At 52.4% G+C, this 26,201-nt stretch carries 26 protein-coding genes; 9 read left to right on the top strand and 17 right to left on the bottom strand.

Annotated features, from left to right (window positions below; all coding sequences use genetic code 11):
* Nucleotides 1-79 precede the first annotated feature (79 nt).
* Both yhgN and KQJ19_RS09120 read left to right on the top strand, forming a co-directional pair.
* Nucleotides 80-673 carry an NAAT family transporter YhgN gene (yhgN, locus tag KQJ19_RS09125; protein ID WP_003023480.1) on the top strand — a complete coding sequence of 198 codons (594 nt, stop codon included), beginning with the start codon at nucleotides 80-82 and terminating at the stop codon, nucleotides 671-673.
* A 493-nt stretch (nucleotides 674-1,166) separates the two neighbouring features.
* Nucleotides 1,167-1,613, top strand: coding sequence for a hypothetical protein (locus KQJ19_RS09120; RefSeq protein WP_181633148.1), 447 nt, complete (start codon nucleotides 1,167-1,169; stop codon nucleotides 1,611-1,613).
* Between the two features lie 94 nt (nucleotides 1,614-1,707).
* On the opposite strand, the gene gntU is transcribed toward KQJ19_RS09120, so the two are convergent.
* The 5 genes from gntU to KQJ19_RS09095 all read right to left on the bottom strand — a co-directional run bounded on the left by gntU (nucleotide 1,708) and on the right by KQJ19_RS09095 (nucleotide 6,795).
* The gene (gntU, locus tag KQJ19_RS09115; protein ID WP_103766948.1) at nucleotides 1,708-3,048 is read right to left on the bottom strand and encodes a gluconate transporter; all 1,341 of its coding nucleotides are present in this window, start codon (nucleotides 3,046-3,048) and stop codon (nucleotides 1,708-1,710) included.
* Nucleotides 3,048-3,578: a gluconokinase gene (gene gntK / locus KQJ19_RS09110; RefSeq protein WP_003023475.1), complete on the bottom strand. Its 531-nt coding sequence runs from the start codon at nucleotides 3,576-3,578 to the stop codon at nucleotides 3,048-3,050. The genes gntU and gntK overlap by 1 nt, the downstream gene beginning before the upstream one ends.
* A 141-nt stretch (nucleotides 3,579-3,719) precedes the next feature.
* Nucleotides 3,720-4,715, bottom strand: a complete 996-nt coding sequence (gene gntR, locus KQJ19_RS09105; RefSeq protein WP_016157654.1) for a gluconate operon transcriptional repressor GntR — start codon at nucleotides 4,713-4,715, stop codon at nucleotides 3,720-3,722.
* A gap of 223 nt (nucleotides 4,716-4,938) precedes the next feature.
* On the bottom strand, nucleotides 4,939-5,634 hold the full coding sequence (gene yhhW, locus KQJ19_RS09100; RefSeq protein ID WP_016154822.1) for a quercetin 2,3-dioxygenase: 696 nt from the start codon (nucleotides 5,632-5,634) through the stop codon (nucleotides 4,939-4,941).
* A gap of 123 nt (nucleotides 5,635-5,757) precedes the next feature.
* Nucleotides 5,758-6,795: an oxidoreductase gene (locus KQJ19_RS09095; protein ID WP_046274517.1), complete on the bottom strand. Its 1,038-nt coding sequence runs from the start codon at nucleotides 6,793-6,795 to the stop codon at nucleotides 5,758-5,760.
* Between the two features lie 456 nt (nucleotides 6,796-7,251).
* Here KQJ19_RS09095 and yhhY point away from each other — a divergent pair, with 456 nt between their 5' ends.
* From yhhY to KQJ19_RS09065, 6 genes are all read left to right on the top strand, one after another.
* Nucleotides 7,252-7,740, top strand: coding sequence for an N-acetyltransferase (gene yhhY, locus KQJ19_RS09090; protein ID WP_216403578.1), 489 nt, complete (start codon nucleotides 7,252-7,254; stop codon nucleotides 7,738-7,740).
* A 46-nt stretch (nucleotides 7,741-7,786) separates the two neighbouring features.
* Nucleotides 7,787-8,671 (top strand): hypothetical protein, encoded by an 885-nt coding sequence (locus tag KQJ19_RS09085; RefSeq protein WP_216403577.1) that lies wholly within the window; start codon nucleotides 7,787-7,789, stop codon nucleotides 8,669-8,671.
* Between the two features lie 324 nt (nucleotides 8,672-8,995).
* A complete protein-coding gene (locus KQJ19_RS09080) occupies nucleotides 8,996-10,210 on the top strand; it encodes a PfkB family carbohydrate kinase (protein WP_216403576.1) in 1,215 nt (404 codons plus the stop codon).
* A gap of 15 nt (nucleotides 10,211-10,225) precedes the next feature.
* Nucleotides 10,226-10,987, top strand: coding sequence for a glutamine amidotransferase (locus KQJ19_RS09075; RefSeq protein WP_216403575.1), 762 nt, complete (start codon nucleotides 10,226-10,228; stop codon nucleotides 10,985-10,987).
* Between the two features lie 53 nt (nucleotides 10,988-11,040).
* Nucleotides 11,041-12,012 carry a DMT family transporter gene (locus tag KQJ19_RS09070; RefSeq protein ID WP_049283110.1) on the top strand — a complete coding sequence of 324 codons (972 nt, stop codon included), beginning with the start codon at nucleotides 11,041-11,043 and terminating at the stop codon, nucleotides 12,010-12,012.
* Nucleotides 12,009-13,043 carry a phosphotriesterase gene (locus KQJ19_RS09065; RefSeq protein WP_049283111.1) on the top strand — a complete coding sequence of 345 codons (1,035 nt, stop codon included), beginning with the start codon at nucleotides 12,009-12,011 and terminating at the stop codon, nucleotides 13,041-13,043. The genes KQJ19_RS09070 and KQJ19_RS09065 overlap by 4 nt, the downstream gene beginning before the upstream one ends.
* A 44-nt stretch (nucleotides 13,044-13,087) precedes the next feature.
* Here KQJ19_RS09065 and ggt read toward each other — a convergent pair whose 3' ends face one another.
* Complete coding sequence (ggt, locus tag KQJ19_RS09060) at nucleotides 13,088-14,833, bottom strand: gamma-glutamyltransferase (RefSeq protein ID WP_194831213.1); 1,746 nt, start codon at nucleotides 14,831-14,833, stop codon at nucleotides 13,088-13,090.
* A 118-nt stretch (nucleotides 14,834-14,951) separates the two neighbouring features.
* Here ggt and KQJ19_RS09055 point away from each other — a divergent pair, with 118 nt between their 5' ends.
* Complete coding sequence (locus tag KQJ19_RS09055; RefSeq protein WP_049283113.1) at nucleotides 14,952-15,392, top strand: DUF2756 family protein; 441 nt, start codon at nucleotides 14,952-14,954, stop codon at nucleotides 15,390-15,392.
* On the opposite strand, the gene ugpQ is transcribed toward KQJ19_RS09055, so the two are convergent.
* The 11 genes from ugpQ to livK all read right to left on the bottom strand — a co-directional run bounded on the left by ugpQ (nucleotide 15,389) and on the right by livK (nucleotide 25,858).
* Nucleotides 15,389-16,132, bottom strand: a complete 744-nt coding sequence (gene ugpQ, locus KQJ19_RS09050; protein WP_047501430.1) for a glycerophosphodiester phosphodiesterase — start codon at nucleotides 16,130-16,132, stop codon at nucleotides 15,389-15,391. The two genes, KQJ19_RS09055 and ugpQ, sit on opposite strands and share 4 nt — an antisense overlap.
* The gene (locus KQJ19_RS09045) at nucleotides 16,129-17,199 is read right to left on the bottom strand and encodes a sn-glycerol-3-phosphate import ATP-binding protein UgpC (protein ID WP_141875791.1); all 1,071 of its coding nucleotides are present in this window, start codon (nucleotides 17,197-17,199) and stop codon (nucleotides 16,129-16,131) included. Before KQJ19_RS09045 ends, ugpQ begins: the two co-directional genes overlap by 4 nt.
* Before the next feature lie 2 nt (nucleotides 17,200-17,201).
* Nucleotides 17,202-18,047, bottom strand: coding sequence for a sn-glycerol-3-phosphate ABC transporter permease UgpE (gene ugpE / locus KQJ19_RS09040; RefSeq protein WP_003023450.1), 846 nt, complete (start codon nucleotides 18,045-18,047; stop codon nucleotides 17,202-17,204).
* Nucleotides 18,044-18,931 carry a sn-glycerol-3-phosphate ABC transporter permease UgpA gene (ugpA, locus tag KQJ19_RS09035; RefSeq protein WP_016154830.1) on the bottom strand — a complete coding sequence of 296 codons (888 nt, stop codon included), beginning with the start codon at nucleotides 18,929-18,931 and terminating at the stop codon, nucleotides 18,044-18,046. The genes ugpE and ugpA overlap by 4 nt, the downstream gene beginning before the upstream one ends.
* Nucleotides 18,932-19,043: 112 nt before the next feature.
* Nucleotides 19,044-20,360: a sn-glycerol-3-phosphate ABC transporter substrate-binding protein UgpB gene (gene ugpB / locus KQJ19_RS09030; RefSeq protein ID WP_016154831.1), complete on the bottom strand. Its 1,317-nt coding sequence runs from the start codon at nucleotides 20,358-20,360 to the stop codon at nucleotides 19,044-19,046.
* Between the two features lie 248 nt (nucleotides 20,361-20,608).
* A complete protein-coding gene (locus KQJ19_RS09025) occupies nucleotides 20,609-20,890 on the bottom strand; it encodes a hypothetical protein (protein WP_200046839.1) in 282 nt (93 codons plus the stop codon).
* Nucleotides 20,891-20,991: 101 nt separating this feature from the next.
* Nucleotides 20,992-21,705 (bottom strand): high-affinity branched-chain amino acid ABC transporter ATP-binding protein LivF, encoded by a 714-nt coding sequence (gene livF / locus KQJ19_RS09020; RefSeq protein WP_085951092.1) that lies wholly within the window; start codon nucleotides 21,703-21,705, stop codon nucleotides 20,992-20,994.
* A 17-nt stretch (nucleotides 21,706-21,722) separates the two neighbouring features.
* Nucleotides 21,723-22,490, bottom strand: a complete 768-nt coding sequence (gene livG, locus KQJ19_RS09015; RefSeq protein ID WP_003023438.1) for a high-affinity branched-chain amino acid ABC transporter ATP-binding protein LivG — start codon at nucleotides 22,488-22,490, stop codon at nucleotides 21,723-21,725.
* Nucleotides 22,487-23,764 (bottom strand): branched chain amino acid ABC transporter permease LivM, encoded by a 1,278-nt coding sequence (gene livM, locus KQJ19_RS09010; RefSeq protein ID WP_016154835.1) that lies wholly within the window; start codon nucleotides 23,762-23,764, stop codon nucleotides 22,487-22,489. Before livM ends, livG begins: the two co-directional genes overlap by 4 nt.
* Nucleotides 23,761-24,687, bottom strand: coding sequence for a high-affinity branched-chain amino acid ABC transporter permease LivH (gene livH / locus KQJ19_RS09005; RefSeq protein ID WP_003023435.1), 927 nt, complete (start codon nucleotides 24,685-24,687; stop codon nucleotides 23,761-23,763). Before livH ends, livM begins: the two co-directional genes overlap by 4 nt.
* 61 nt (nucleotides 24,688-24,748) lie before the next feature.
* On the bottom strand, nucleotides 24,749-25,858 hold the full coding sequence (gene livK, locus KQJ19_RS09000) for a high-affinity branched-chain amino acid ABC transporter substrate-binding protein LivK (RefSeq protein ID WP_047415930.1): 1,110 nt from the start codon (nucleotides 25,856-25,858) through the stop codon (nucleotides 24,749-24,751).
* Between the last annotated feature and the right edge of the window lie 343 nt (nucleotides 25,859-26,201).

Here is a 26,201-nt window from a genome sequence, read left to right as displayed (position 1 = left end):
GCGAAGCCATCAGTAATGCGACTTATCCCGCTGCGCAAGCAAGCAGAAAGTCCGCGGTAATAGTAAGGGAATTTGAGTTATGAATGAAATTATTTCAGCGGCAGTTTTATTGATCCTTATTATGGACCCGCTCGGAAATCTGCCCATTTTCATGTCCGTATTGAAACATACCGAACCCAAACGCCGCCGCGCGATTATGATTCGCGAGCTGTTCATTGCGCTGTTGGTGATGCTGATATTCCTGTTTGCTGGCGAGAAAATACTGGCATTTCTTAACCTGCGCGCGGAAACCGTATCGATCTCCGGGGGCATCATTTTGTTCCTGATCGCCATTAAGATGATTTTCCCCAGCGCCACCGGGAATAGCACCGGGCTTCCGGCAGGCGAAGAGCCGTTTATCGTGCCGCTGGCGATTCCGCTGGTAGCCGGTCCGACAATCCTGGCTTCATTAATGCTGTTATCACATCAGTATCCGAACCAGATGGGGCATCTGGTGATTGCTCTGCTGATCGCCTGGGGCGGTACTTTTGTGATTTTGCTGCAGTCTTCGCTGTTTTTACGCCTGCTGGGCGAGAAAGGGGTGAACGCACTGGAGCGCCTGATGGGGCTGATTCTGGTGATGATGGCTACCCAGATGTTCCTCGACGGCGTAAGGATGTGGATGAAGGGGTAATCTCTCCTTTTTGGCTCAGATAGCATGTTACCCGGAGAACAGTTCCGTTCACGTTATGCTCATTACTTCTCTGAGATCTCGTCACCAGTGAACGTGTTAAGGGGGGGGCTACGCAGCCCCCCCTTAACAATCCCGGCTCTCCGGCACCGCTGTAATTTCAGGTATTCCTTACGCTTTTAACTCGCTGAAAAAACGTATTTTCATTTCTGCGAGGTGCCTTCCGGAATGCCCTCTTGTCAGCATCGCGGATTGGCATTATCTTCTCGCTGCACCTGCAAAATCAGGTGCCAGAATTAGCCTTCTGAAAATCATACTGGCGACATATACTTCTATGTCGTGCGACCGATTTCGTCTCAATGGCGGGTCGAGCGGGGGCGTCGCAAGACGCGCCGGTATCCAGTATGACCGGTAAGGCTAACTCCGCTCGATTCCGCCACCCGCGAGATTAGCCTCTCCGGTGGTGGTTTAAATAAAACATACTGGAGGCTGCCCTATGGCGACTACCCCTCTCTTTTCACACTCTTTATTTACCCTGCCCTTTAGCCCTGCCACGGATTTCACCGAACTGGCGGATAACTGCGAGCGTTTTGTCGAAGGGCTGGTTGAATGCCATGACCCGGTTGAAAAACTGGCGATTTGTGCACGTCTGTCGGCCTGTCTCGCGTTATTGCAACCGACCTTAACGGAGCCTGTACCGCAGCATCTGCAAGCGAGCCTGACGGTAGAAACATTCCCGACCCGTTTTCCCCTTTTCGAGCCGGAACCAGACCAGATGGGGCGCTACTGTCAGTTATTAACGCACCTGCTGATGAGTAAAACGCTGTCTGACGAGATGGAACGAGTGACGGGTGACTTACTGCAGGATCTGGTGGGCTATTTCGCCGATACGCTAAAAGCGCCGCGCTGGCTGAAAACAGAAGAAGGGCTGGTCGTGCTATAAAAAAGCCGGGTAGCGCTTGCGCTTACCCGGCCTACGGTGTGGATGTGTGCTCGTTTCCAGGCCCGGTAAGCGTAAGCGCCACCGGGCAATGCCATCAGCTCAACAGCTGAAAGGCAATCATACCGACAATAGCACCGACCGTGCCGAGGATGGTTTCCATCATCGTCCAGGTCTTCAGCGTTTGCGCTTCGGTCGCACCGGTAAATTTACCGAACAACCAGAAACCAGCGTCGTTAACGTGGCTGACCACGATAGAGCCGCCCGCGATACAGATAGACAGTGCCGCCATCTGGGCACCGGAGTAGTTCAGTTGCTCAATCACCGGCATCACCAGACCGACCGCCGTTAAGCAGGCCACAGTCGCGGAACCCTGAATGATACGCACCGCCGCCGCCAGCACGAAGCAGGTGATGGCAATCGGCAGACCCATACCGGTTAACGCTTCGCCCAGCGCCGGACCGACGCCAGAATCAACCAGAACCTGTTTGAATACACCGCCCGCACCAATCACCAGCAGAATAATCCCCGCTGGCTGCAGCGCATGACCACAGATCTCCATCACGCGGTCTTTTGGCATGCCCTGGCGTACCGCCAGACCGTAAATTGCCACCAGACAGGCAACCAGAATCGCGGTAAACGGGTGACCGATAAACTCGAACCATTCATAGGTTGTAGAACCGACCGGAACAAAGCGTGCGGCGATAGTTTTCAGTCCCACCAGCACCAGCGGCAGCAGGATAAGCGATAAGCTGAAGCCAAAGGATGGCATTTTGCCTTCGCCCAAATGCGGCTCGGAAATATCTTCCGGTACGTGCAGCTCGACGTAACGGCTGATGAAACTCCCCCACAGCGGCCCGGCGATAATCATGCCCGGAATCGCGGCACACAGGCCAATCAGGATCATCCAGCCAAAGTCGGCGTGCATCTGAGAGGCCAGCAGCATCGGCGCAGGCCCAGGCAGCAGGAATGCCGCAGCAGCCGCTACGCCCGCAAACAGCGGGATCACAAGCTTAACCAGGTTTGTCCCCGTATGGCGCGCCATTGAGAATGCCACGCTAATCAGCAGCACAATCGCCACCTCAAAGAACAGCGGCAGCGCGCAAATCAGACCGGCCAGGCCAATCGCATAATGTGCGCGGCTGTGACCGAAGGATTTCAGCATTTTGACGGCAATCTGATCGACAGCTCCGGTCTCATGCAAAATCTTGCCGAACATCGCCCCCAGCGCCACAACAATCGCCAGGAAACCGAGCGTGCCTCCCATCCCTTTTTCCATGGTCGCCGCGATTTTATCGAGCGGCATACCGGAAAAGAGACCTGCACCAATGGATACCACCATCAAAGCAACGAAGGCGTGCATACGCGCCTTCATCACTAAAAACAGCAGTAATAAAACGGACCCTACTGCTGTTAAAACAAGCGTTAATGTACTCACTACTTACTGCCCTGGTTAATAACCTCAATGGTGCTGGCGACCACACCGTCCAGTGGTTGATCGATATCGACCACCAGTACATCGTTTTCATTCGCACCCGGTTCTTCCAGCGCTTCAAACTGGGTCACCAGCATCTGCGTTTTGAAGAAGTGACCTTTACGCGCTTTCAGGCGGCTTTCGATAACGTCAAAATCCCCTTTCAGATAGATGAAAGAGAGGTTCGGGTTACCGTCGCGTAGCTGGTCGCGATAGACTTTTTTCAGGGCGGAACAGACGATCAGCGAAACCTTGTTGGTACGCTGCATCGCAAAGGCGGCGTCATTCAACGCCTGTAACCACGGTTTGCGGTCGTCATCGTTGAGTGGCTCACCGGAAGCCATTTTCATGATGTTGCTGCGCGGATGGAGAAAATCGCCATCAAGAAACGCGGCCTGCAGTTGATGCGCCACTTCGCTGGCGACAGCAGATTTACCGCTGCCCGATACGCCCATCAGAACGTAAACGTGGTGATCATGATTAGTCGTGCTCAAAGCGTTGCCCCCACTGGTACAAGAATCAGGAAATTGTTACGGGTAACTGTTATCGGTAACATTGTCCAGCCGGATAAATAGAGAAGCAATATCCATTCGTGCTCGAAGTGTATAAGTGTGAGCTACTTCAAACTTGTTGGCTTAAATAGATCCGCCCGGTGACAAGGTGAAACCTAAATCTAACATTTTAGGTGTGACGGCTTCACCGCGGATGCGCGCCAGCAGACGTTCTGCGCCAATGCTGCCCATGCGTTCACGCGGCGTGAGCACGCTCGCCAGACGCGGCTCCATCACCTGCCCGATGTCGTGACCGTGGAATCCGGCAATCGCCATGTCATCAGGGATTTTCAGCCCTAAACGCTGGCATTCGAAGGCCGCCCCTACCGCCAGGTCATCGTTGGTACAAAAGACACCATCAAGCTGCGGGTATTCACGCCGCGCCTGACGGATAAGTTCAATACCGGAGGAGTAGGAAGAAGACTGCTCCACCATCACGCTGTACGGCACCAGGTCGGCATCGCGCATTGCCTGCTCGTAGCCTCTCTGTTTGATGATAGTACGTTCATCAAGGCGTGCGCCAAGATAGGCAACATGACGGTGCCCGCGGGCGATGATAGCGGCTGTCATCTGACGCGCGGCTTCGAAGTTGTCGAAGCCCACGGCAATATCAAGGCATGGGGACTGGCTGTCCATCAGCTCAACCACCGGGATACCGGCAACCTCAATCATTTTCAGCGTACGGGGCGTATGGCTACGTTCGGTGAGGATCAGGCCATCAATATTCCACGACAGCATCGATTCCAGACGCTCTTGTTCCATCTCAGGCTTATAGCCGTAGTGCGCCAGCATGGTTTGATAACCATGAGCGTCAGTGACAGCCTCAATGCCGCGTAGCACTTCAGCAAAAACCTGGTTAGTAAGAGACGGTAACAGCACGCCGATAGCGCGGCTGGTGGCGTTAGAAAGGATATCAGGAGCGCGATTGGGAATATAACCCAGCTCATCAAGTGCAGCGGCAATTTTGCCCCGCAGCGCCACGGAGACCTGCTCCGGGTTACGCAAAAAGCGGCTGACCGTCATTTTGGTCACGCCCACGCGGTCGGCTACATCCTGAAGTACGGGTCTTTTCTTTTTCATCGTCCTGAAGCGTTAAAAAGGGATAGATTCCCCCAGTTTACCACGGACGTGCGTGAACCTTCGCAGAGAAAAAAAGGAGTTTTTTATTGTGAGAAATACACAAAATCATTCGAGTTGCATCAAGGCGGCGACGCAGTAAATCCCCGGGAGCGTACATTAAGTACGCGACCGGGGTGAGCGAGGAAAGCCAACACAGATGCGGCTTTAAGCATGCCGTGTATTTTTATACTGGCGGCAGATCAAACAACAACACTTCGCTGTCGCTGTCGGCATGAATAGAAATGGCCTGCTCATCCCAGATTGCCAGACCATCGCTGGTGGTCGCTTTGGTCCCGTTAATTGTCACGTTACCTTTTACTACCTGGATCCAGACGCGGCGTTCAGCGGCAATCTGATGCACCGACTGCTCATCTTTGATCAGTGCCCAACGGTAAAGCTCCATATCCTGGTACACTTTCAGCGAGCCATCACGGGCATCCGGCGACAGCACCAGTTGTTTACCCTGAGCGGCATCAAAACGGCGCTGCTCATAGCGTGGGGTAATACCGTTTTCCTGCGGCATGATCCAAATCTGATACAGATGCAGCTTCTCAGTATTGCTCGGGTTGTACTCCGAGTGACGGATCCCCGTCCCGGCGCTCATTATCTGGAACTCACCGGCCGGAACCTGCTCTTTGTTCCCCATGCTGTCCTGATGTTCCACCGCGCCTTCCAGCACGTAAGTCAGGATTTCCATGTCTTTATGGGGATGAGTACCAAAGCCCTGACCTGCGTCGATCACGTCATCGTTAATCACGCGCAGTGCCGAGAACCCCATAAAATTTGGGTCATAGTAGTTGGCAAAAGAGAAGGTATGCCAGGAATCGAGCCAGCCATGATTAGCGTGGCCACGGTCATTAGCTTTGCGTAAGTAGATCATTGTGTTCACCCCCAGATGTTTTCGATGGAGTAAGTGTGGACTCAATCCGCCGGGGATCATAGAGGGTGAAAATTGACTCCTCTGTTCAAAAAAAATGAACAAGCCCAGAGGAGTCTGCGCAGGCTATTTGGCGAGAGTTATCGTCGCCGGAGAAGCCTGTTCAAAGGCGCGTTCGAGGAGTTCCAGGTTGGTAAGAACTTCAGATTCCTTGACGTAATTAGGCGTACCGGCTGTCAGCGTCTGGTAAAGCGCATCATAGACGCGACCATAATCCCCCACTTCCGGCTGCACCTCTTCTTTTACCGTCAGGCCGTCATCGTTAACGTACTCCAGCATCCCAATGGAATCGTCAGCAGCGAAACCTGGCTCACCTGGCATGATATTGGCCTTCAGGCTGGTTTCCTGCTGGTCGATGCCGTACTTCACAAACGAGCCTTTGGTACCGTGAACGATAAACTTCGGATAGTCGATTTTCACCAAGTGACTGGTTTTAACAATGGCTTTCAGAGAGCCGTAGAACAGCTGCGCTTCAAAGGTATCGTCCGGATTCGCTTTGTTGCGCAGGCTGCGGATGTCATAGGCCACGCAATCGGGACGACCGAACAGCGAGATAATCTGATCCATGGTGTGTACGCCCAGACCATAGAATGCGCCGTCCTGCGGCAGTCCCGGCTTGGTTTCCGCCTCGGGGCGGTAATAATCGAAATGGCTTTCAACCTCAACAATTTCACCGAGCTTGCCGCTCTCAATCGCTTTTTTAGCGGTGAGGAAGCAGGAATCAAAACGACGGTTCTGATATGGCGTAACGGTCAGCCCTTTGCTTTGCGCCAGTTCGAACAGTGCTTTTGCTTGCGCAAGCGTCGGCGTGAAGGGTTTCTCAACCAACACGTTTTTACCCGCTTCCAGCGCACGTTTGGCGTATTCAAAATGGCTGTCAGCATGGGTACAGACGATCACCAGCTTCACCTGCGGATCGTTTAAGATCTCGTCAAGGTCACTGGTGAAGTGAATATGTGAATATTGTGGTGCCTGCTCTTCCGGCTTGGCGTGGCGGCGAAAAATGTGCGCGACATGCCAGCTATTTTTGCGGTTGAGGACGTACGGCAAATGGTAGCGAGTGGTGCTTTTACCAAAACCAATAAATGCGCAGTGTAAGGTCATGAGACGATCCTTTCGAAGGTGATTGTCTACACCATAGCGCAAAGCGGCTGGAGACTGAATGTTGGATTCTTTGCCGGATGGCGCTTGAACTGCACCACAGGGCGACAGGATCGGCCGTCGGCGTCGCAGGCAGTTTGTTCACAGCAAGCGCGCAGGGCCCGGAGCGTACTAAATGTACGTGAGGAGCACGAGCACTTCCCGGGGACGAAATGGCAAGTAAGCCAGGCAGACACAAAACCTCAAAAAAAAAGCCAGCAAAAGCTGGCTAAAGTAATACTGGAAGCAATGTGAGCAATGTCGTGCTTTCAGGTTCTCCGTAGGGGTTCCCCTGAACGCAGAGCAATAATAATCATTCTCATTCGCACTTGTCTACTTCTTTTTGCAAAAAAATGCAGTTGACGGAATTTTCTTTCTCAGCGAGTGTAAATACACAATTAACCCTGCTGGAGATAAGGAATGAGTGAGATAGTGATACGCCACGCTGAACCGAAAGATTACGACGTAATTCGTCAGATCCACGCCCAGCCGGAGGTGTACCACAACACGCTACAGGTTCCTCATCCTTCCCTCGAGATGTGGCAAGCGAGGCTAACCGAGCAAGCCGGGGTCAAACAACTGGTTGCCTGCATTGACGATATCGTCGTGGGGCATCTCTGTATTGAGGTCGCGCAACGCCCGCGCCGCAGCCACGTGGCTGATTTTGGTATCTGCGTGGATGCACGGTGGCACAATCGCGGCGTTGCCAGCGCGTTGATTCGCACGATGATCGACATGTGCGACAACTGGCTGCGCGTCGAGCGTATTGAGCTAACGGTATTTGTTGATAATGAGCCGGCCGTGGCGGTGTATAAGAAATACGGCTTTGAAATCGAAGGCACAGGTAAGAAATACGGCCTGCGCAACGGTGAATACGTTGATGCCTACTTTATGGCGCGCGTGAAATAAAATTAAGGGCGAGTCTTATCGCCCTTCTTATTGAAAGGACGCAAGAGTGAAAAAGTACCTTCCCCTGGTGTTGCTGGCAGCACTCTCCCCTGCTTTCGCCACTACCGTACAAAATCTCGATTCCGTGCCCAGCGCCATTCAACACCCGGAAGGTAAACAGATTTTTGCTGAGCAAATGGCAGGAGCAACATCTGCCAAAGGATTTGGCGAGCTTCCACAGGGATTATCTGAGAACGCGTGGATTGCCTGGGTTGCGCCGAATGAAGATCCTGACAACCTGATCCTCACGGGTGCCAAAGCCTGGGGCAAAGACGGCAAATATATCGGTGTCGCCTGTTTCGCCGACAATCCAGCCGACGCCGGGCAGGCAAAGAGATACGCGGATAACAACTGTCCGGAAAACTACAGCAACGGGCACGCCAATAAATTATATCTCGGCGTTTTTTCCTGGCAGAACCAACAGCTAACGCCGATTGCACGCTCGGAAAAACCATTAAACCAACTCTCTGAGTGGAATAAAACCGCCGAAAAAGAGAGCGATGATGAGTCCGTCAGACCGCTGGCCTATTATACAAAACTGGATCTGGCACCGTACCGGATCGCACCCGATACGCTGGCGTTTGGGGTGCGCGGTGGATACTCTGAGGCGTATTCCGGCGGCGGCGCATTTTATGAAGTGCTGGAGCTCTATGCGATCAAAGACAACAGGATAATCAACGTATATTCCGACCTTGTTTATCAATATACGGACATCGCCGGAGAGTGGAATAAAGACGGTACAAGACAGCACGACATCAGCGAAAGTAAATATATCCTCAAAATGCGTTCGGCAAAAACGCACGGGTTTTATGATTTAGAGCGCGTAAACCTGCAGGATAAAAGCAGCCAAATATTCCGCTGGTCTGAATCGCTGCAGCGATATGCGCCATAACCAACCAATAAGGCCGACATCGTTCTGAACGCTGTAGGCCATTATCCGTTATATCTCACCGTTAAATTCAGGAGCAGAAGCGCTATCCGACCCTGGCATAGAGTTTTTGATTGCAGTCCATCGTTTCCCCCGCCGTCATGTTCAGGCCTAACAACCACCTGAATTATATGGTTATTCACCTTTTTATCTTCATCGCTATTTTTCGTAACGTTAATAATATTAATATTACATTTTTGTTTTTTTTTGGTTTCTGCCATCACTTTATGGTGACAATCACAACAATATACTTCTCCTGGGACTAACTTAACCACGGTGAGGTAAAAAATGAAATTTGAACGCCATCATAGAATATTGAAAGAAATCAGTATTTCGGGAGTTGTAAAAGTTTCAAATCTGGCGAAAAGTCTCAAGGTAACAAAAGAAACCATTCGCTCAGATCTCAATGAACTTGCCGGACAGGGATATCTCACTCGCTGTCATGGTGGTGCATTTATTACCCTTGATTCTCTTGATAACGTTGCAAAAAACGAAATTGCTTATGTGCTGGAAAAATATGAATCAGCGCAGAAAATAAAAAAAGGTCTCTCTGCCATGAAAAATAATGTATGTGTTATTGGCTCGTTCAATGTTGATATTATCAGTTACCTACCGAGGCTACCCTCGACAGGAGAATCATTACTTGCCGATAAATTTATTTTTTCGCCAGGCGGTAAAGGATGTAATCAAGCATTAGCAGCAAGCTATGCCGATTCTGATGTGCATTTTATTACTAAAGTAGGGTCAGACCATTTTAGTGATTACGCCATTAATTTTATAAACTCATCAAAAATCCATAAAAGTGTAATCTACCAGACCAAAGAAACACAAACTGGTACAGCTACCATCATGGTGAATGGAGATACCGGGGATAACGTCATCGCTATCTATCCCGGTGCTAATATGACAATTTCACCTGATGAAATCACCATACAAAAAGAAGCCATTACCCATTCAGATATTGTACTTGTACAACTGGAGACAAATTATGAGGCGCTTCAGCAAACAATTCGTCTCGCACAAAAAAATGACATACCGGTAATTATCAATCCAGCGCCATACAATGAAATGGTCAATACCATCATTGATGACATCGATTATATTACGCCAAATGAAACCGAAGCTGGTCTCCTGGCAAACATGTCCGTCAATGACATTGAGTCAGCCAAATGTGCAGCGAAGATTATTCATCAGAAAGGTGTAAAAAATACCATTATTACTTTAGGTAGCAAAGGATCTCTCGCTTATGACGGAACGCAATTCATCTATTCTCCGGCATTCCCGGCAGTTGTAAAAAACACCGCAGGAGCTGGCGACGCCTTCAATGGCGCACTCGCATCTGGCCTTGCTAAAGGAAAATCACTGGCATCCGCATTATGCTACGCCAGCGCATTCGCCTCGCTTGCTGTTGAAACACCCAATGCCTCTGACATGCCAGAAAACGAATCCGTTCTACATCGCATTCAGAGTTCACATTACAAACAAACTATCTCAACTCACTAAATCAAGGAGCAGACTATGAACAATACGCAGAAAAAACTAAAGGTGCTCTTTATTGGAGAATCCTGGCATATTCACATGATTCATTCAAAAGGTTATGACAGCTTTACCTCCAGTAAATATGAAGAAGGCGCTACATGGTTACTGGAATGCTTAAAGAAAGGTGGTGTGGAAATTGATTACATGCCTGCTCACACCGTACAAATCGCATTTCCAGAAAGCATTGATGAACTAAACCGTTATGATGCCATTGTCATTAGCGATATCGGCAGCAATACATTCCTGTTGCAAAACGAGACATTCTATCAGCTCAAAATAAAGCCAAATGCTCTGGAATCAATTAAAGAGTACGTCAAAAATGGTGGTGGTCTGCTTATGATTGGCGGCTATCTGTCATTTATGGGTATTGAGGCAAAGGCCAATTACAAGAACACCATTCTTGCCGAGGTCTTGCCAGTTATTATGCTTGACGGCGATGACCGAGTAGAAAAACCAGAGGGTATCTACGCTGAGGCTGTCTCGCCTGAACATCCTGTTGTAGACGGATTCTCAGACTACCCGATATTTCTTGGATATAACCAGGTTGTCGCCAGAGAAGATGCTGATGTCGTATTAACAATAAATAATGACCCTCTATTAGTGTTCGGTAAATACCAACAGGGTAAAACCGCCTGTTTTATGAGTGACTGTTCGCCGCACTGGGGAACTCAGCAATTCATGTCCTGGCCGTTTTATACCGACCTGTGGGTTAACACGCTTCAATTCATCGCCAGAAAATAAAAAACAATGGAGTAACGAAAGTTACTCCTTTTATAAAATATAAGGATTGATGTATGAACAAGAATAAGTACTCAACCCCCTTACTGATGCTTGCAACCATCTTAGCCGGTATGCTTTCCCCAATGCAGTCTGCCGTTAATGGGCAATTGGGACACTGGTTGCAGGATGGTAATGCTTGCGCAGTAATCTCTTTCGCCAGCGGTCTGGTCGTCATGTTTTTTATTATTATTGCGCGTAAAGAAACACGCCATCAATTCGCGTCGATCCCTACGCTGATTAAAAAGCGGAAAATCCCCTTGTGGAATTGGTTTGCCGGGTTATGCGGGGCGATGGTCGTATTTTCTGAAGGCGCATCAGCCAGCGCGTTAGGCGTTGCCACTTTTCAAACTGCTTTAATTTCCGCCCTGCTCCTTTCCGGCCTGTTGTGCGACCGTTTTGGCGTCGGTGTGGATGAGAAGAAATATTTCACGCCATGGCGCGTTACTGGCGCATTGTTCGCTGTTATTGCCACGATTTTTGTCGTGTCGCCACAGTGGCACTCAACCTCGTTTATCCTGCTGGCTATCCTTCCATTTTTGGCAGGATTACTCGCTGGCTGGCAGCCTGCGGGGAATGCCAAAGTCGCCGAGGCAACGGGATCCATGCTGGTTTCCATTACCTGGAACTTCATCGTCGGCTTTTGTGTCCTGGGTGCTGCGCTGGCGATACGTGTCGCATTAGGGCATGTCACCGTCCAGTTACCCGATACGTGGTGGATGTATCTCGGTGGCCCGCTGGGTCTGCTGTCCATCGGGCTGATGGCGATTCTGGTCAGAGGCTTAGGACTATTAATGCTGGGTGTCGCTTCTACCGCGGGTCAGTTACTGGGATCGGTGTTGATTGATGAGTTAATCCCATCATTAGGCAATACGGTCTATCTGGTCACCATCATCGGTACATTATTCGCGTTAGTAGGTGCAATTGTTACCACCATCCCCGAATACAGAGCATCCAAAATGGCGAAAAAAATGGAGGTGTCAGGATGAAAGGCTTCCTGCAAACCGTAACGGGCCCAGTGGCACACTCAGAAATGGGTCTGACGCTACCGCATGAGCACCTGTTTAACGATTTGTCATCCGTTGTTGACGAGCCACAGTATGCTTTTTCACAGCAGTTGGTGGGAAAGAAAGTCAGTGCTGACCTGCAGTGGGGACTGAAACACGACCCGTACTGCTGCGCCGATAACATGGACAGAAAAGAGATTGATGATGTCATCTTTGAAATCAATAACTTCATGTCACTGGGAGGCAGGACGATTGTCGACGCGACGGGTTCTGAATCTATTGGTCGGGACGCCACTTCATTGCGGGAAGTGGCATTAAAAACTGGTTTGAATATCGTTGCTTCTTCAGGACCTTATCTGGAAAAGTTTGAAAGCGCCAGGATCCACAAACCTGTCGAGTTATTAGCCTCACTTATTGATAAGGAACTGAATCAGGGGATTGGCGAGACGGATATTCGCGCCGGTATGATCGGTGAAATTGGCGTATCACCCGCTTTTACCCAAGCTGAGCGCAACAGCCTGCGCGCGGCGTCTCTGGCACAACGTAATAATCCCCATACGGCAATGAATATCCATATGCCAGGGTGGCTGCGGCTGGGTGATGAGGTACTGGATATTGTCCTTGAAGAGATGAACGTCTCTCCGGCAAAAGTTTCGCTGGCGCACTCAGACCCTTCAGGAAAGGATGTTGCCTATCAACGTAAAATGCTTGACCGCGGCGTATGGCTTGAATTTGACATGATTGGTCTGGACATTACTTTCCCCAAAGAAGGTATCGCCCCAGGTGTTCAGGACACCGCAGATGCGGTAGCGCATCTGATTGAACTGGGTTACGCCGACCAGATCGTATTAAGCCATGATGTTTTTCTCAAACAGATGTGGGCAAAAAATGGGGGGAATGGTTGGGGATTTGTCCCAAATGTTTTCCTCGCCTATCTGGCTGCCCGTGGCGTAGATAACGATACTCTTCGCAAGCTCTGTATTGATAATCCGGCGCGGTTACTCACGGCGTAACTAACATATAGCCCGGCGCCTGATGCCGGGCTATTAATCAACAATCAGTAACCCGCCGTTAAATCATCCACGGAACGCGGGTCGGACGCGCCATACAGTGCGCCATCCGGTCCAACCATAATGCTCTGCGTGCTGCCCATCGCTTCTTTCAGCGCCACTTTCTGTCCTTTTTGCTCCAGCAGCTTAATTGTATCCGGGCTGAAGCCCTTCTCAATACGAAGCTCATCCGGCAACCACTGATGATGGAAGCGTGGTGCGTTGGTCGCTTCGGCGACGTTCATCCCGAAATCAATGCTGTTGACCACCATTTGCAGCACAGTAGTGATAATTCGACTCCCGCCTGGGCTGCCGGTAACCAGCCAGGTTTTCCCATCTTTTACCACGATAGTCGGCGACATAGATGACAGCGGACGCTTCTTCGGTCCGACCGCGTTGGCATCGCCGCCTACCAGACCGTATACGTTCGGTACGCCCGGCTTGGCAGAGAAGTCGTCCATTTCATTATTGAGCAGAATGCCAGTGTTACCCGCCACAATACCGGTCCCGAAGGTGGTATTCAGGGTATAGGTCACCGCCACGGCATTGCCGTCTTTATCCACCACCGAGAAGTGAGTGGTCTGATTGCTTTCATACGGGGCGAGCTTGCCAGGTTTAATCTGGCTGGAAGGCTTAGCCTTGTTGATATCAATCTGATCGGCAAGCGTTTTAGCATAGGCTTTGTTGGTCAATGCCTGCCACGGCACTTTCACAAAATCGGGATCGCCCAGATACTCCGAGCGGTCAGCGTAGGCATACTTCTCCGCTTCAGCCATGACCTGCATGGCGTCGGCGCTGCCAAATCCGTATTTCTTCATATCAAAGTTTTCAAGAATATTGAGGATCTGCACGATGTGAATACCGCCAGAGGAGGGCGGCGGCATGGAGAAGACCTGATACCCGCGATAGTCACCGCTAATCGGCGTACGCTCCACGGCTTTATAGCTGGCTAAGTCCTCTTTGGTCATCAGCCCGCCGTTCTTCTGCATTTCCCCGGCGATCTGATCGGCAATAGCCCCTTTATAAAACGCATCCGGGCCGCTTTCGGCAATCATTTCCAGACTTTTCGCCAGGTTCTTTTGTACCAGCTTATCGCCTTTTTTCAGTGGCTCGCCGTCTTTCCAGAAAATGGCTTTGCTGTTCTCGTGATTAGGGAGCACTTCACTGCCATAGGTTTTCAGATCGTCGGCCAGTGCGTCATTAACCACAAAGCCCTCTTCCGCCAGCTTCATCGCCGGACGTACCACTTTGTTCAGCGGCATCGTGCCGTATTTCTCCAGCGCCAGCGAGAAACCCGCGACGGTACCCGGCGTACCGGATGCCAGATGCGACGTCAGCGACTTTTTCGCATCGGGGTTGCCCTGCTCATCAAGGAACATGTCGCGGGTCGCGCCAGCAGGGGCCATTTCGCGAAAATCAATCGCCGTGGTGTTACCGTCTTTGGTACGCAGCAGCATAAAACCGCCACCGCCCAGATTGCCCGCCTGGGGATGCGTCACCGCCAGCGCGTAGCCAACGGCCACGGCGGCATCAACGGCATTCCCACCCTGTTTAAGAATATCCACCCCCACCTGAGTGGCAAGCGCATCCACGGAGGCCACCATCCCCTGCTGCGCACGCACGGGATGGAACACATCCTCCTCAACACCGTATGATACCGGCGGCGGTGCTGCCGGAGCGGCAGCAACGCTAAAACAACTTCCTGAGAGCAGAGCAGCAATGGCTACCCGGCGTAAAAACGTCGGTTTTATCATCGTTATTCTCCAGATGTATGGGGGTCAGCCCCCACTAAGCCTGGTGCATAACTCTGAAATAATCATCGTAACGGCGAGAAAGGAGTAAACTTAAGAGATCCCCGAGAGGAGAAAAGCGATGAAACGACTCTTACTTTTAGCCATGCTGTTGCCGTTTGCAGGCTTTGCACAGCCCATCAACACCATGAATAACCCGAATCAACCCGGTTATCAGATCCCGAGCCAGCAGCGTATGCAAACCCAAATGCAATCGCAGCAGATTCAGCAGAAAGGGATGCTCAATCAGCAGTTGCAAACGCAGACGCGTATGCAACAACAGCATATGGAAAACCAAATCAATACCAACTCCCAGCGCGTCCTTCAGTCTCAGCCTGGTGAATTTAATTCCAGCCAGCAGCAAATGTTGCCCAACAGCAACGGTGGGATGTTAAGTGGAACCCGTAACCCGGACAGCTCGCTGAATAAGCAACATATGCTGTCGGAGAAAAAGAACGGCGACATGCTGAAGCCCTCCAGCACGCCGCAGCCTAACGTTCCGTTAAAAACAATTGGGCCTTAACAGGGCTGGAAATCCGGACCAATCGTATCAATGGCATCGGTACAGATGCAGTCCACTCCCCAGCGTAGCAGTTCCGCCGCGCGCTGGGGTCGGTTGACGGTATACACCAGAATACGCAGCCCTGCGTCGCGCAGCGCATCCACGCGCGCTTCATCCAGCAGCTTGTGATTAAGATGAATAGAGACGCAGCCCAGCCGCGTTGTCAGCTCACGCCAGTCCTCGCGCCACTCATCAAGCAGTAAGCCTCTCGGCAGTTCAGGCGCCGCCTGCTGCGCCGCTTCAAGCGCGTCAATTTCAAAGGATGACAACAGCGGTGGTGTCATTCCCGCCCACAGTTCCCGAGCGGCCAGCGCTACGGCTTTGCCGGTTAACGTTCCGGTGCCGGTGGTAGGTTTAATTTCAATATTCGCCATCATACCGTGCTGACGGCAGCGCTCGGCCACTTGCGAGAGCAGCGGTAGCGGTTCGCCTTTAAACTCACCGCTAAACCAGCCGCCGGCGTCCACGCGCAATAAATCCTGCCAGTTCAGCTCGCCTGCCACACCCCAACCATTGCTGGTGCGTTCCAGGTTGTCGTCATGCAGCAAGAAGATCTCACCGTCTTTCGACAATTTAGCGTCAAACTCAATCATGGTATGCCCGTATCGCGCCCCCATGTCGATCGCCGCCAGGGTGTTTTCCGGTGCCAGCTTACCGCCGCCGCGATGGGCGACGATATGGGGGTAAGGCCAGTTACTCATACGCGTTGTCCTGTTTCGCCATCAAAAAGATGCAGATGATTTTCCGGCAGATGCAGCCACAGCGTGCTGCCTGCCGTCGGGCGATGCTGATGCGCCAGTCGCACCACCAGCTTTTGCTCACCCCAACGTCCGTGTGCCAGGTTATCCGCTCCCAGCATTTCCAGCGTGTCGACGACCAACGGCACGCCGCCTTCGGCCTGCGAGCTTAGCGCAATATGCTCCGGGCGGATACCCAACGTCATGTTACGCCCACCAGACTCCCTCGCGCTTCTGCCGAGGGGCAACGTCATGCCGTCATCCAGTTCAAAATGGGTGCCCGAGGCGCTGATGCGCCCGTCCAGCAGATTCATCGCCGGGCTGCCGATAAAACTCGCCACAAAGCGGCTGGCAGGCTTTTCATATACCTCAACCGGCGTGCCGATCTGCTCGGCAATGCCTTTGTTCATCACCATCACCCGCTGGGCGAGGGTCATCGCTTCTACCTGATCGTGCGTCACATACAGTGAGGTGGTTTTCAGTCGGCGATGCAGATGTTGTAACTCCAGACGCATCTGTACGCGCAGCTTGGCATCGAGGTTAGACAGCGGCTCATCAAACAGGAATACCGCTGGGTCACGGACAATCGCCCGCCCCATCGCCACACGCTGGCGCTGACCGCCAGAAAGCTCGCGCGGACGACGCTTGAGCAGTTCACCCAGCTCGAGAATACGCGCCGCCTCTTTCACCCGTTCGGCAATATGCTCCTTGCCCATCCCACGGATTTTCAGCCCCCAGGCCATATTTTCTTCCACGCTCATATGTGGGTAGAGCGCGTAGTTCTGAAAGACCATCGCAATGCCGCGATCCTTAGGCTCCATTTCGGTGACGCGTTTATTATTAATCCAGATATCGCCGCCGCTCACCCGTTCAAGCCCGGCCACCATCCGTAGCAGCGTTGACTTACCGCAGCCGGATGGGCCAACCATCACGATAAATTCTCCGTCCGCGACATCCAGCGTCAGCGGTTTAATCACCTGGGTTTTGCCGTCCCAGCTTTTGGTTACTGCCTGTAGTTTTAAACCAGCCATTTTTATTTCTCACTATCGACCAGGCCACGTACGAAGGCACGCTGCATGGCTAACACGATGATTACCGGAGGGATGAGCGTCAGCAGCATGGCTGCCATTACCTGATTCCACTGCGTGGTGCCTTCACCAGTAGCAATCATGCCTTTGATACCTGCCACCGCAGTGCCCAAATTGACATCGGTAATAATTAACAACGGCCACAAATACTGGTTCCAGCCGTAGATAAAGGTGATCACAAACAGCGCCGCCAGATTGGTTTTTGACAGCGGTAGTACAATATCGCGGAAAAAACGCATCGGTGACGCGCCGTCAATACGCGCCGCCTCAACCAGTTCATCCGGCAGGGTCATAAAAAACTGCCGGAACAGGAACGTCGCAGTCGCCGATGCCATTAACGGCAGCGTCAGACCCGCATAGCTGTCGAGCATTTTCAGGTTGGCGATCACTTCCACCGTCGGGAAAATACGCACCTCTACCGGCAGCATCAGCGTGATAAAAATCATCCAGAAGAACAGGTTACGCAGTGGAAAGCGGAACCAGACGATGGCGAATGCGGAGAGCATAGAGACGGTGATTTTCCCTACCGTAATACTGAACGCCATGATGAAACTGTTGAGCATCATCAGCCAGAACGGCGCGCTGTTAACGCCCACGCCGTTGACCCAGATGTATTTCATGTTTTCCAGCAGTTGTGTGCCGGGAACCAGCGTCATCGGCGTTTCAAAGACTGCTTTGTTATCCAGCGTCGCCGCAACAAACGCGACGTACAGCGGAAACAGGATCACCATGATCCCCATAATCAACATGGCATGGCTGAATATTGTCAGCCCACGACGATTCTCAATCATTGGTAACGCACCTTACTTTCCACATAGCGGAACTGCACCACCGTCAAAATAATGACCAGGAACATCAGCACTACCGATTGGGCGGCCGAGGCGGAGAGATCCAGCCCGACAAAGCCTTCGCGATAGATCTTATAAATCAACGTAGTGGTCGCCTGTACCGGCCCACCCGCCGTGGCGGCATCGATCACCGGGAAGGTATCAAAGAAGGCATAAACCAGATTCACCACCAGCAGAAAGAAGCTGACCGGTGCAATCAGCGGCAGCGCCAGCTTAAAGAAGCGGCGAACCGGTCCCGCACCATCAATCGCGGCGGCTTCAATCAGCGACCGCGGAATAGACTGTAGTGCGGCAAAGAAGAACAGAAAGTTGTAACTAATCTGCTTCCAGACCGACGCAAACACCACCAGAAACATCGCCTGACCGCTGTTTTGCGCATGGTTCCAGTCATAGCCAAACTCACCGAGAAAATGGGTAATCAGCCCGCGCCCTGGGTTAAACAGGAAGATCCACAATACGGCGGCGACGGCGGGCGCGACGGCGTAAGGCAACAGCATCAGCGTCTGGTAAAAACGGCTGCCGCGCACCACGTAATTCACCAGCGCCGCAAAAAATAACGACACCAGCAAACCGCTTACCGTGACTAATGTACTGAACTTAATGGTGGTCCAGAATGAATCAAGGTAGTACGGGTCATGAAACAGCGCGATAAAGTTTTCCAGTCCGACAAACTGGCTAGAAAGACCAAACGGATCAACGGATTGTAGTGAGTACCACAGCGCTTCACCGGCGGGCCAGATAAAGAAAATAACGGTGATAACCAACTGCGGGGCCACCAGCAAATAGGGAAGCCAGCGCGAGCGGAACACCGGACGGGATGAAGACATGTAGGTTCTTTTCCTGGAAGGTGCCAGATTGCGGTGCAAACACCGTATCCGGCCTACAAACTACACGCATTTGTAGGCCGGGTAAGTCGCAGCCGCCACCCGGCATTTCACATTACGATTTAGTCGATTGCTCAAAGCGGCGCAGTAACTGATTGCCACGCTCAACGGCAGCATCCAGCGCCTGCTGCGGGGTTTTCTTCCCGGTCCAGACGCTTTCCAGTTCTTCATCTACGATGGTGCGGATCTGCGGCATGTTGCCCAGACGCAGCCCTTTGGTGAACGGCAACGGTGGCTTGTTCAGCATCTGGCGGGTGGCGATATCAGCCCCAGGGTTCTTATCATAGAAGCCCTGCTCGCGGGTCAAGTCGTACGCGGCGGTGGTAATGGGCAGGTAGCCGGTCTTCTGGTGCCATTCGGCAGCAATTTCAGGCTTCGCCAGGAAGTTGAGGAACTGCGCCACGCCTTCGTAGGTTGCTTTGTCTTTACCCTGCATCACCCACAGGCTGGCCCCCCCGATAATCGCGTTCTGCGGCGCGCCCTTCACATCGGCATCGTACGGCATCATGCCGACGCCATAGTTGAATTTGGCGTAGTGGCGGATGTCAGCCAGAGAACCGGAAGAGGCAGTGGTAATGGCACAATCCCCGTTATAGAACTTCTCGGTAGACTCGTCTTTACGCCCGAAGTAGCTGAAATCCCCTTTTTTGTTCAACTCTTCCAGCAGGGCGATATGTTTCACCTGTTCCGGTTTATTGAATTCCAGCACCGCGTCAGTACCATCAAAGCCGTTGTTTTTGGTGGCTACCGGCAAACCATTCCAGGCGCTGAAGTTTTCAATCTGAATCCATCCCTGCCAGCCGCTGGCGTAGCCGCACTTCATGCCTGCTGCTTTCAGCTTCGCGGTGTATTCCGCCAGATCCTGCCAGGTTTTTGGCGGCTGCTCAGGGTCTAAACCGGCTTTTTTGAAGGCATCTTTGTTGTAGTACAGCACCGGCGTGGAGCTGTTAAACGGCTGGGAGAGTAAGTGTCCGCTTTTAGAGTCGGTGTAATAACCGGAAACCGTCGGCACGAACTGAGACTCATCGAAGTTAATACCAGCCTCTTTGAATACTTCATAGACCGGTTTAATGGCTTTCGAGGCCATCATCGTTGCCGTGCCCACTTCATAAACCTGCAGTAGCGCAGGTGCGTTTCCGGTACGGAAAGCCGCAATACCTGCGCTCAGGCTCTGCTCGTAGTTGCCTTTGTACTGCGGAACAATTTTGTAGTCGGGATTGGCGGCATTAAAACGTTGCGCCAGTGAATCAACTTCTTTACCCAGTTCACCTTCCATTGAGTGCCAGAACGGGATAGTGGTGACGGCCAGAGCCTGACCTGCAAACGCCAGGCTAAGTGCCAGTCCTAAAGCTGTATGTCGTAACGATATCATCGGTTATCTCTCTTGTTGTGCCGGATGCGCGATATCACGCGTTTTATGCTCGCGGGGGTAACATGACATGCTCGAATGACAGAAAAATAACTTTTTTATTACAAAAAAAAGATAGTAAGGCGACAAACAGATGGCAAGGCGGTGAAAGCGTAGTGACAGGAAAATGCGGGGTGGTGCACAACAAAGCCGGGTAACGCTATGTCTTACCCGGCCAGGATGACGTTATCTGTTGCAGCCAGCAAGGAACATTAATCTTTACGCCAGCGTCGTTCATATTCATTCTGTAAACGCTGCTGTTCCCGCCGCTCACGTTCGCGCTGAATATCCGATTTCTCATCTTCCCAGCCCGGGCAGACAGAGGAGGTGAACACTTCACAGGGCGAGCTAGACTGCGCTAACGAGTTGTCCGGTTTCTCTTCCCAGATTGAAGGGTCGCGCGGGTCGAACGCTGGCGGTGTTAAGGCCAGGGTATTTGATGAAAGCGTCAAAAACAAACCGCCAATCATCATGCAGCTACCGGAACGTATCATCCTTTCTCCATGTTCACTTTTATTATTGATAACTATTCTCAATAATAACATAGAGCAATAAAAAGGGGCCATATCAGGCCCCCTTGTCCATTCAGAGAATGTTAACCGCCAAGATACGCGCTGCGCACTGCTTCGTTAGCCAGTAACGCATCACCGGTGTCTTCCAGCACCACATGACCGTTTTCCAGCACGTAGCCGCGATCGGCGAGCTTCAGCGCCTGGTTAGCGTTCTGTTCGACGAGGAAGATTGTCATCCCCTGCTCGCGCAGTTGTTCGATGGTGTTGAAGATCTGCTGGATGATAATCGGCGCCAGACCCAGCGACGGCTCATCAAGCAGCAGCAGCCGCGGCTGACTCATCAGCGCACGGCCTATCGCCAGCATCTGCTGTTCACCGCCGGACATCGTGCCCGCACGCTGAATTCGACGTTCATGCAGGCGGGGAAACAGGTCATACACCCACTTGATGCGTTCCTGAAACTGGTCCTTTTCGGCAAAGAAGCCGCCCATCGCCAGGTTCTCTTCCACCGTCATGCGGGAAAACACGCGACGCCCCTCCGGAACAATCGCTACCGCTTCGCGCATGATTTTCGCCGTCTGCCAGTCGGTAATGTCTTTACCATCAAAGACAATTCGCCCACTTGTCGCTCGCGGATCGCCGCACAGCGTACCAAGCAGCGTGGTTTTTCCCGCGCCGTTGGCGCCGATAAGCGTCACGATTTCACCCTGATTGATATACAAGCTGACGTCGTGCAGCGCCTGTATCTTGCCGTAGTGGGCGCTGACTTTGTCAAAGGACAACATGACTTTTTCCATATTATGCGTCACCACCATTATGCTTCACCTAAATAGGCGCGGATCACGTCCGGGTTGTTACGAATCTGTTCCGGCGTCCCGTTCGCCAGCGGCGTGCCCTGATTCACCACGTAAATACGGTCGGAAATACCCATCACCAGCTTCATGTCGTGCTCAATCAACAAAATAGTGGTGTTGTGATGGTTACGCAGTTCAGCAATCAGCTCGTCCAGCTCTTTGGTCTCTTTCGGGTTGAGGCCTGCGGCGGGTTCGTCGAGCATCAGGATTTCCGGCTGGGTCACCATGCAACGTGCAATCTCCAGACGGCGCTGGTCGCCGTAGGCCAGGTTACTGGCCTGACGGTTGGCGTGCTCCAGCAAACCAATACGCTCCAGCCAGGTGGCGGCGCGATCCAACGCTTCACTCTGCGCGCGACGGAACGACGGGGTTTTCAACAGGCCGGAGAAGACGCCGGTTTTCAGCTGCTGATGTTGCGCCACCAGCAGGTTTTCAATCACCGTCATCTCGCGAAACAGACGCACGTGCTGGAAAGTACGCACCACACCCATCCGCGCAATTTGCTGACCCGGCAGCCCTTCCAGATGCTGGTCGCGCAGCTTAATCGTCCCACCCGTCGGCTTATAAAAACCGGTCAGGCAGTTAAAGACCGTGGTTTTTCCCGCGCCGTTTGGCCCGATTAACGAGACGATCTCTTGTGGTCTCAGCTCCAGTTCAACGTTGTTTACCGCCAGCAGACCGCCGAAGCGCATCATCAGGCCGTTGACGGATAATAATGGCTGACTCATGCCTGCTCTCCTTTTGCTTCCCCGTTTTTCAGCTTCAACTGCGGACGGGTCATCGGCAACAAGCCCTGCGGACGCCAGATCATCATCAGTACCATTAAACCACCCAGCATTAACATGCTGTATTCATTGAAATCACGCATCAGCTCGCGTGACACCACCAGCAGGATGGCCGCGAGGATCACTGCGAACTGTGAGCCCATTCCGCCCAGTACCACAATCGCCAGCACAAAGGCCGACTCGGCAAAGGTGAAGGATTCCGGGCTGACAAAACCCTGACGCGCGGCAAACAACGTACCGGCAAAACCGGCGAACGCGGCGCTGATGGTAAAGGCGGTCAGCTTGATGCGCGTAGGGTTTAAGCCCAACGAGCGACAGGCAATTTCATCTTCGCGCAGCGCTTCCCACGCACGACCCAACGGCATACGCAGCAGACGGTTGATGACAAACAGCGAGAAGACCACCAGCAGCAGCGCCACCAGATAGAGGAAAATAACGCGGTCAGAGGGATCGTACTTCACGTTAAAGAAGTTGCTGAAGGTATCCCAGCCACCTTCACGGGCAGTACGGCTGAACTCCAGACCGAAAAAGGTCGGTTTCGGGATCTGGCTGATACCGTTCGGACCACCGGTCACTTCGGTGTTGTTGAGCAGCAGGATACGGACGATTTCGCCGAAGCCTAAAGTCACAATCGCCAGATAGTCACCGCGCAGGCGCAGTACCGGGAAGCCGAGCATAAAGCCCGCAGCAGCGGAAACCAGCCCCGCCAGCGGCAGACAGGTCCAGAAGCCGAGTCCGTAATAGTGGTTCAGCAGCGCGAAGGTGTAAGCACCGATGGCATAGAAGCCGCCGTAACCCAGCACCAGCAGACCGGAAAGTCCCACCACCACGTTTAAGCCGAGGCCGAGGATGATATAAATCATCGTCAGCGTGGCAATATCAACCGTACCGCGCGACACCATAAACGGCCACGCCACGGCAATCACCAGCAGCGCCACCAGGAACAGCTTCTGTTTAACGGTGGAGCCATCAATCGCCGGCAGAATAAACTTCGGTCCGGAGACGCTCTTCAAGCCCTTCTGGAAAGCTGGACGCAACAGTTGGAAGAGAAAAACCACGCCAGTGCCGATAAACACCCACTGCCAGCGGATATCCGCGGCGGTATCCACCACCAGTTTGGTGCCGTCAAGCTCCAACTGGACACCCATAAAGACGCCCGCCAGGATGAAGAACATAGCGGCAGAGAGCAGCGCCATTGCAAAATGCATCGGTTTCATACTTTCTCTACCTCCGGGCGACCCAGAATACCGGTCGGCATCACCAGCAGCACCAGAATCAGCAGCGCGAATGAAACCACGTCTTTGTATTCGGTACTCAGATAAGCAGAGGAGAGCGCTTCCGCAACACCCAGAATCAGACCGCCGATCATCGCCCCAGGAATGCTGCCGATGCCGCCCAGTACCGCCGCGGTAAAGGCTTTCATCCCGGCCATAAAGCCGATATAGGGGTTAATTACGCCGTAGAACTGGCCGAGCAGTACGCCCGCTACCGCCGCCATTGCCGCGCCAATCACAAAGGTCAGTGCAATCACGCGATCGGTATTTATGCCGAGCAGGCTGGCCATTTTCAGGTCTTCCGCGCAGGCACGGCAGGCACGGCCCATACGGGAGTAACGGATAAACAGCGTCAGCGCCAGCATCGCCAGGAAGGTTACAATCCAGATAACCAACTGCATGGTGGTGATGGAAGCAGAGAAGTTTTCGCTACTGCCGACGGTCCACTGGCCGTTAAACAGGCTGGGCAGCGCCACATCGCGCGAACCTTCCGTCAGGCTGACGTAGTTTTGCAGGAAGATGGACATCCCGATAGCGGAAATCAGCGCGATCAGGCGCTTAGAGCTGCGCACGGGCCGATACGCTACGCGTTCAATGCTCCAGCCGTAGGCGCTGGCAATCACAATCGCGCCGACAAAGCCCGCCGCGACCAGTAGCCAGCTGGAATCAATACCCATCATCATTAGCGCAGCGATGATCATAAAGGAGACATAGCTGCCGATCATATACACCTCGCCGTGGGCGAAGTTGATCATGCCGATAATGCCGTACACCATCGTGTAACCGATAGCGATCAGCGCGTAGGTGCTTCCCAGCGTGACGCCGTTAAACATCTGCTGCAAGAAATAGAGGAACTGCTCGGACATAAGGTAACCTTTCTTAACCCGCCCGTTTTGCACGGGCGGTGGGATAACTCGTCTTCAGCTATTACTTCGCGACGGTCGATGATCCGTCCGCGTGCCACTGGAAGACACCAAACTCAAATCCCTTCAAATCGCCTTTTTCGTCCCATTTCAGCGGCCCAATCACGGTGTCAGCCCCGTGTGCTTTCAGATCTTTCACCAGATCCAACGGCTCTTTGCTACCGCTGCGATCCATTGCGGTCGCCAATGACTGGACGGCTGCATAAGTGATCCACACGTACGGCCCGGTTGGATCTTTCTTGTCAGCTTTGAGCGCATCGACGATAGCTTTATTCGCCGGATCCTGGTCATAGCGTTTTGGCATGGTCACCAGCATGCCTTCAGCGGCATCACCGGCAATGTTAGACAGCGACGCATTGCCCACGCCCTCAGGTCCCATAAACTGGGTATTCAGCCCGACGGAGCGAGCCTGGCGCAGCATTTGTCCCATTTCCGGGTAGTAGCCGCCGTAATAAACAAAATCGATATTTTCTTTTTTCAGGCGGGCGATCAGCGCAGAAAAATCTTTTTCCCCGGCAGTGATCCCGTCAAAGAAGACGATATTGGCTTTGCCCGCTTTCAGGCTCTCCTGCACTGAACGCGCCAGGCCTTCACCGTATTGCTGTTTATCGTGAATGATGGCGATGCGTTGCGGCTTCACCTTCTCCAGAATGTATTTCGCGGCGGTCGGCCCCTGAGAGGAGTCCAGGCCCGCTGTACGCATAATGTGTGCGTAACCGCGCTGGGTCAGTTCCGGGTTGGTCGCGCCCGGGGAAATCATCAGAATGCCTTCGTCTTCATAGATATCTGATGCGGGCTGCGTGGAAGATGAGCACAGATGACCAATGACGTACTGAATGCCGTCATTGACGATTTTGTTCGCTACCGCAACGGCCTGTTTCGGATCGCAGGCATCGTCATATTCGACGGCAACCAGTTTGTCGCCTTTGACCCCGCCTTTGGCATTGATATCTTTAATGGCCTGACGTGCGCCATTAAATTCCATATCACCCCACTGCGCGACCGGACCTGACATCGCCCCGACAACAGCGACCTTGATATCCTCCGCCATGACCGCGTGTGACATTGCCAGTGCTATCACCCCTGCGATGATTGTTTTCGCATTCCGTTTCATTTTCCTGAATCCCCATTCGTGATGATGTATATATTTTGTATTTATGTGGTTAAAAAGCAGACTGTGCTTTTTTTGAACTGTACTATTTTTACCAGTCTCGTTAATGGTTTAGCGCAGTTTTTTAAGCAAATTACGGCTAAAATCTCTATTTTTCAGTCGATTAAGAAAAGATAATATTCTGCTTTTCACTATAGATAAACAAAAAAAAGTGCATTTGTCAGCATAAAATAACGGCACAAAGAGCGGAATAAAATGCTGCATTCCAGGGTATTATCCTGCCTGTTTTTCAAACTCTACTGTTTCAATCTGTCATTGTCGTTGTTACAAAACTATTAACCTGGTT

It is taken from the genome of Citrobacter sp. S46_ASV_140, from assembly GCF_018919545.1.
GTDB lineage: Bacteria > Pseudomonadota > Gammaproteobacteria > Enterobacterales > Enterobacteriaceae > Citrobacter > Citrobacter braakii.
This window is presented reverse-complemented; position numbering and strand designations above follow the sequence as displayed.

Coding starts and splice junctions, on each gene's coding strand:
- yhgN (WP_003023480.1), top strand. CDS start 80: ATGAATGAAATTATTTCAGCGGCAGTTTTATTGATCCTTATTATGGAC.
- KQJ19_RS09120 (WP_181633148.1), top strand. CDS start 1,167: ATGGCGACTACCCCTCTCTTTTCACACTCTTTATTTACCCTGCCCTTT.
- gntR (WP_016157654.1), bottom strand. CDS start 4,715: ATGAAAAAGAAAAGACCCGTACTTCAGGATGTAGCCGACCGCGTGGGC.
- yhhW (WP_016154822.1), bottom strand. CDS start 5,634: ATGATCTACTTACGCAAAGCTAATGACCGTGGCCACGCTAATCATGGC.
- KQJ19_RS09095 (WP_046274517.1), bottom strand. CDS start 6,795: ATGACCTTACACTGCGCATTTATTGGTTTTGGTAAAAGCACCACTCGC.
- yhhY (WP_216403578.1), top strand. CDS start 7,252: ATGAGTGAGATAGTGATACGCCACGCTGAACCGAAAGATTACGACGTA.
- KQJ19_RS09080 (WP_216403576.1), top strand. CDS start 8,996: ATGAAATTTGAACGCCATCATAGAATATTGAAAGAAATCAGTATTTCG.
- KQJ19_RS09075 (WP_216403575.1), top strand. CDS start 10,226: ATGAACAATACGCAGAAAAAACTAAAGGTGCTCTTTATTGGAGAATCC.
- KQJ19_RS09070 (WP_049283110.1), top strand. CDS start 11,041: ATGAACAAGAATAAGTACTCAACCCCCTTACTGATGCTTGCAACCATC.
- KQJ19_RS09065 (WP_049283111.1), top strand. CDS start 12,009: ATGAAAGGCTTCCTGCAAACCGTAACGGGCCCAGTGGCACACTCAGAA.
- ggt (WP_194831213.1), bottom strand. CDS start 14,833: ATGATAAAACCGACGTTTTTACGCCGGGTAGCCATTGCTGCTCTGCTC.
- KQJ19_RS09055 (WP_049283113.1), top strand. CDS start 14,952: ATGAAACGACTCTTACTTTTAGCCATGCTGTTGCCGTTTGCAGGCTTT.
- ugpQ (WP_047501430.1), bottom strand. CDS start 16,132: ATGAGTAACTGGCCTTACCCCCATATCGTCGCCCATCGCGGCGGCGGT.
- KQJ19_RS09045 (WP_141875791.1), bottom strand. CDS start 17,199: ATGGCTGGTTTAAAACTACAGGCAGTAACCAAAAGCTGGGACGGCAAA.
- ugpE (WP_003023450.1), bottom strand. CDS start 18,047: ATGATTGAGAATCGTCGTGGGCTGACAATATTCAGCCATGCCATGTTG.
- ugpA (WP_016154830.1), bottom strand. CDS start 18,931: ATGTCTTCATCCCGTCCGGTGTTCCGCTCGCGCTGGCTTCCCTATTTG.
- ugpB (WP_016154831.1), bottom strand. CDS start 20,360: ATGATATCGTTACGACATACAGCTTTAGGACTGGCACTTAGCCTGGCG.
- KQJ19_RS09025 (WP_200046839.1), bottom strand. CDS start 20,890: ATGATACGTTCCGGTAGCTGCATGATGATTGGCGGTTTGTTTTTGACG.
- livF (WP_085951092.1), bottom strand. CDS start 21,705: ATGGAAAAAGTCATGTTGTCCTTTGACAAAGTCAGCGCCCACTACGGC.
- livG (WP_003023438.1), bottom strand. CDS start 22,490: ATGAGTCAGCCATTATTATCCGTCAACGGCCTGATGATGCGCTTCGGC.
- livM (WP_016154835.1), bottom strand. CDS start 23,764: ATGAAACCGATGCATTTTGCAATGGCGCTGCTCTCTGCCGCTATGTTC.
- livH (WP_003023435.1), bottom strand. CDS start 24,687: ATGTCCGAGCAGTTCCTCTATTTCTTGCAGCAGATGTTTAACGGCGTC.
- livK (WP_047415930.1), bottom strand. CDS start 25,858: ATGAAACGGAATGCGAAAACAATCATCGCAGGGGTGATAGCACTGGCA.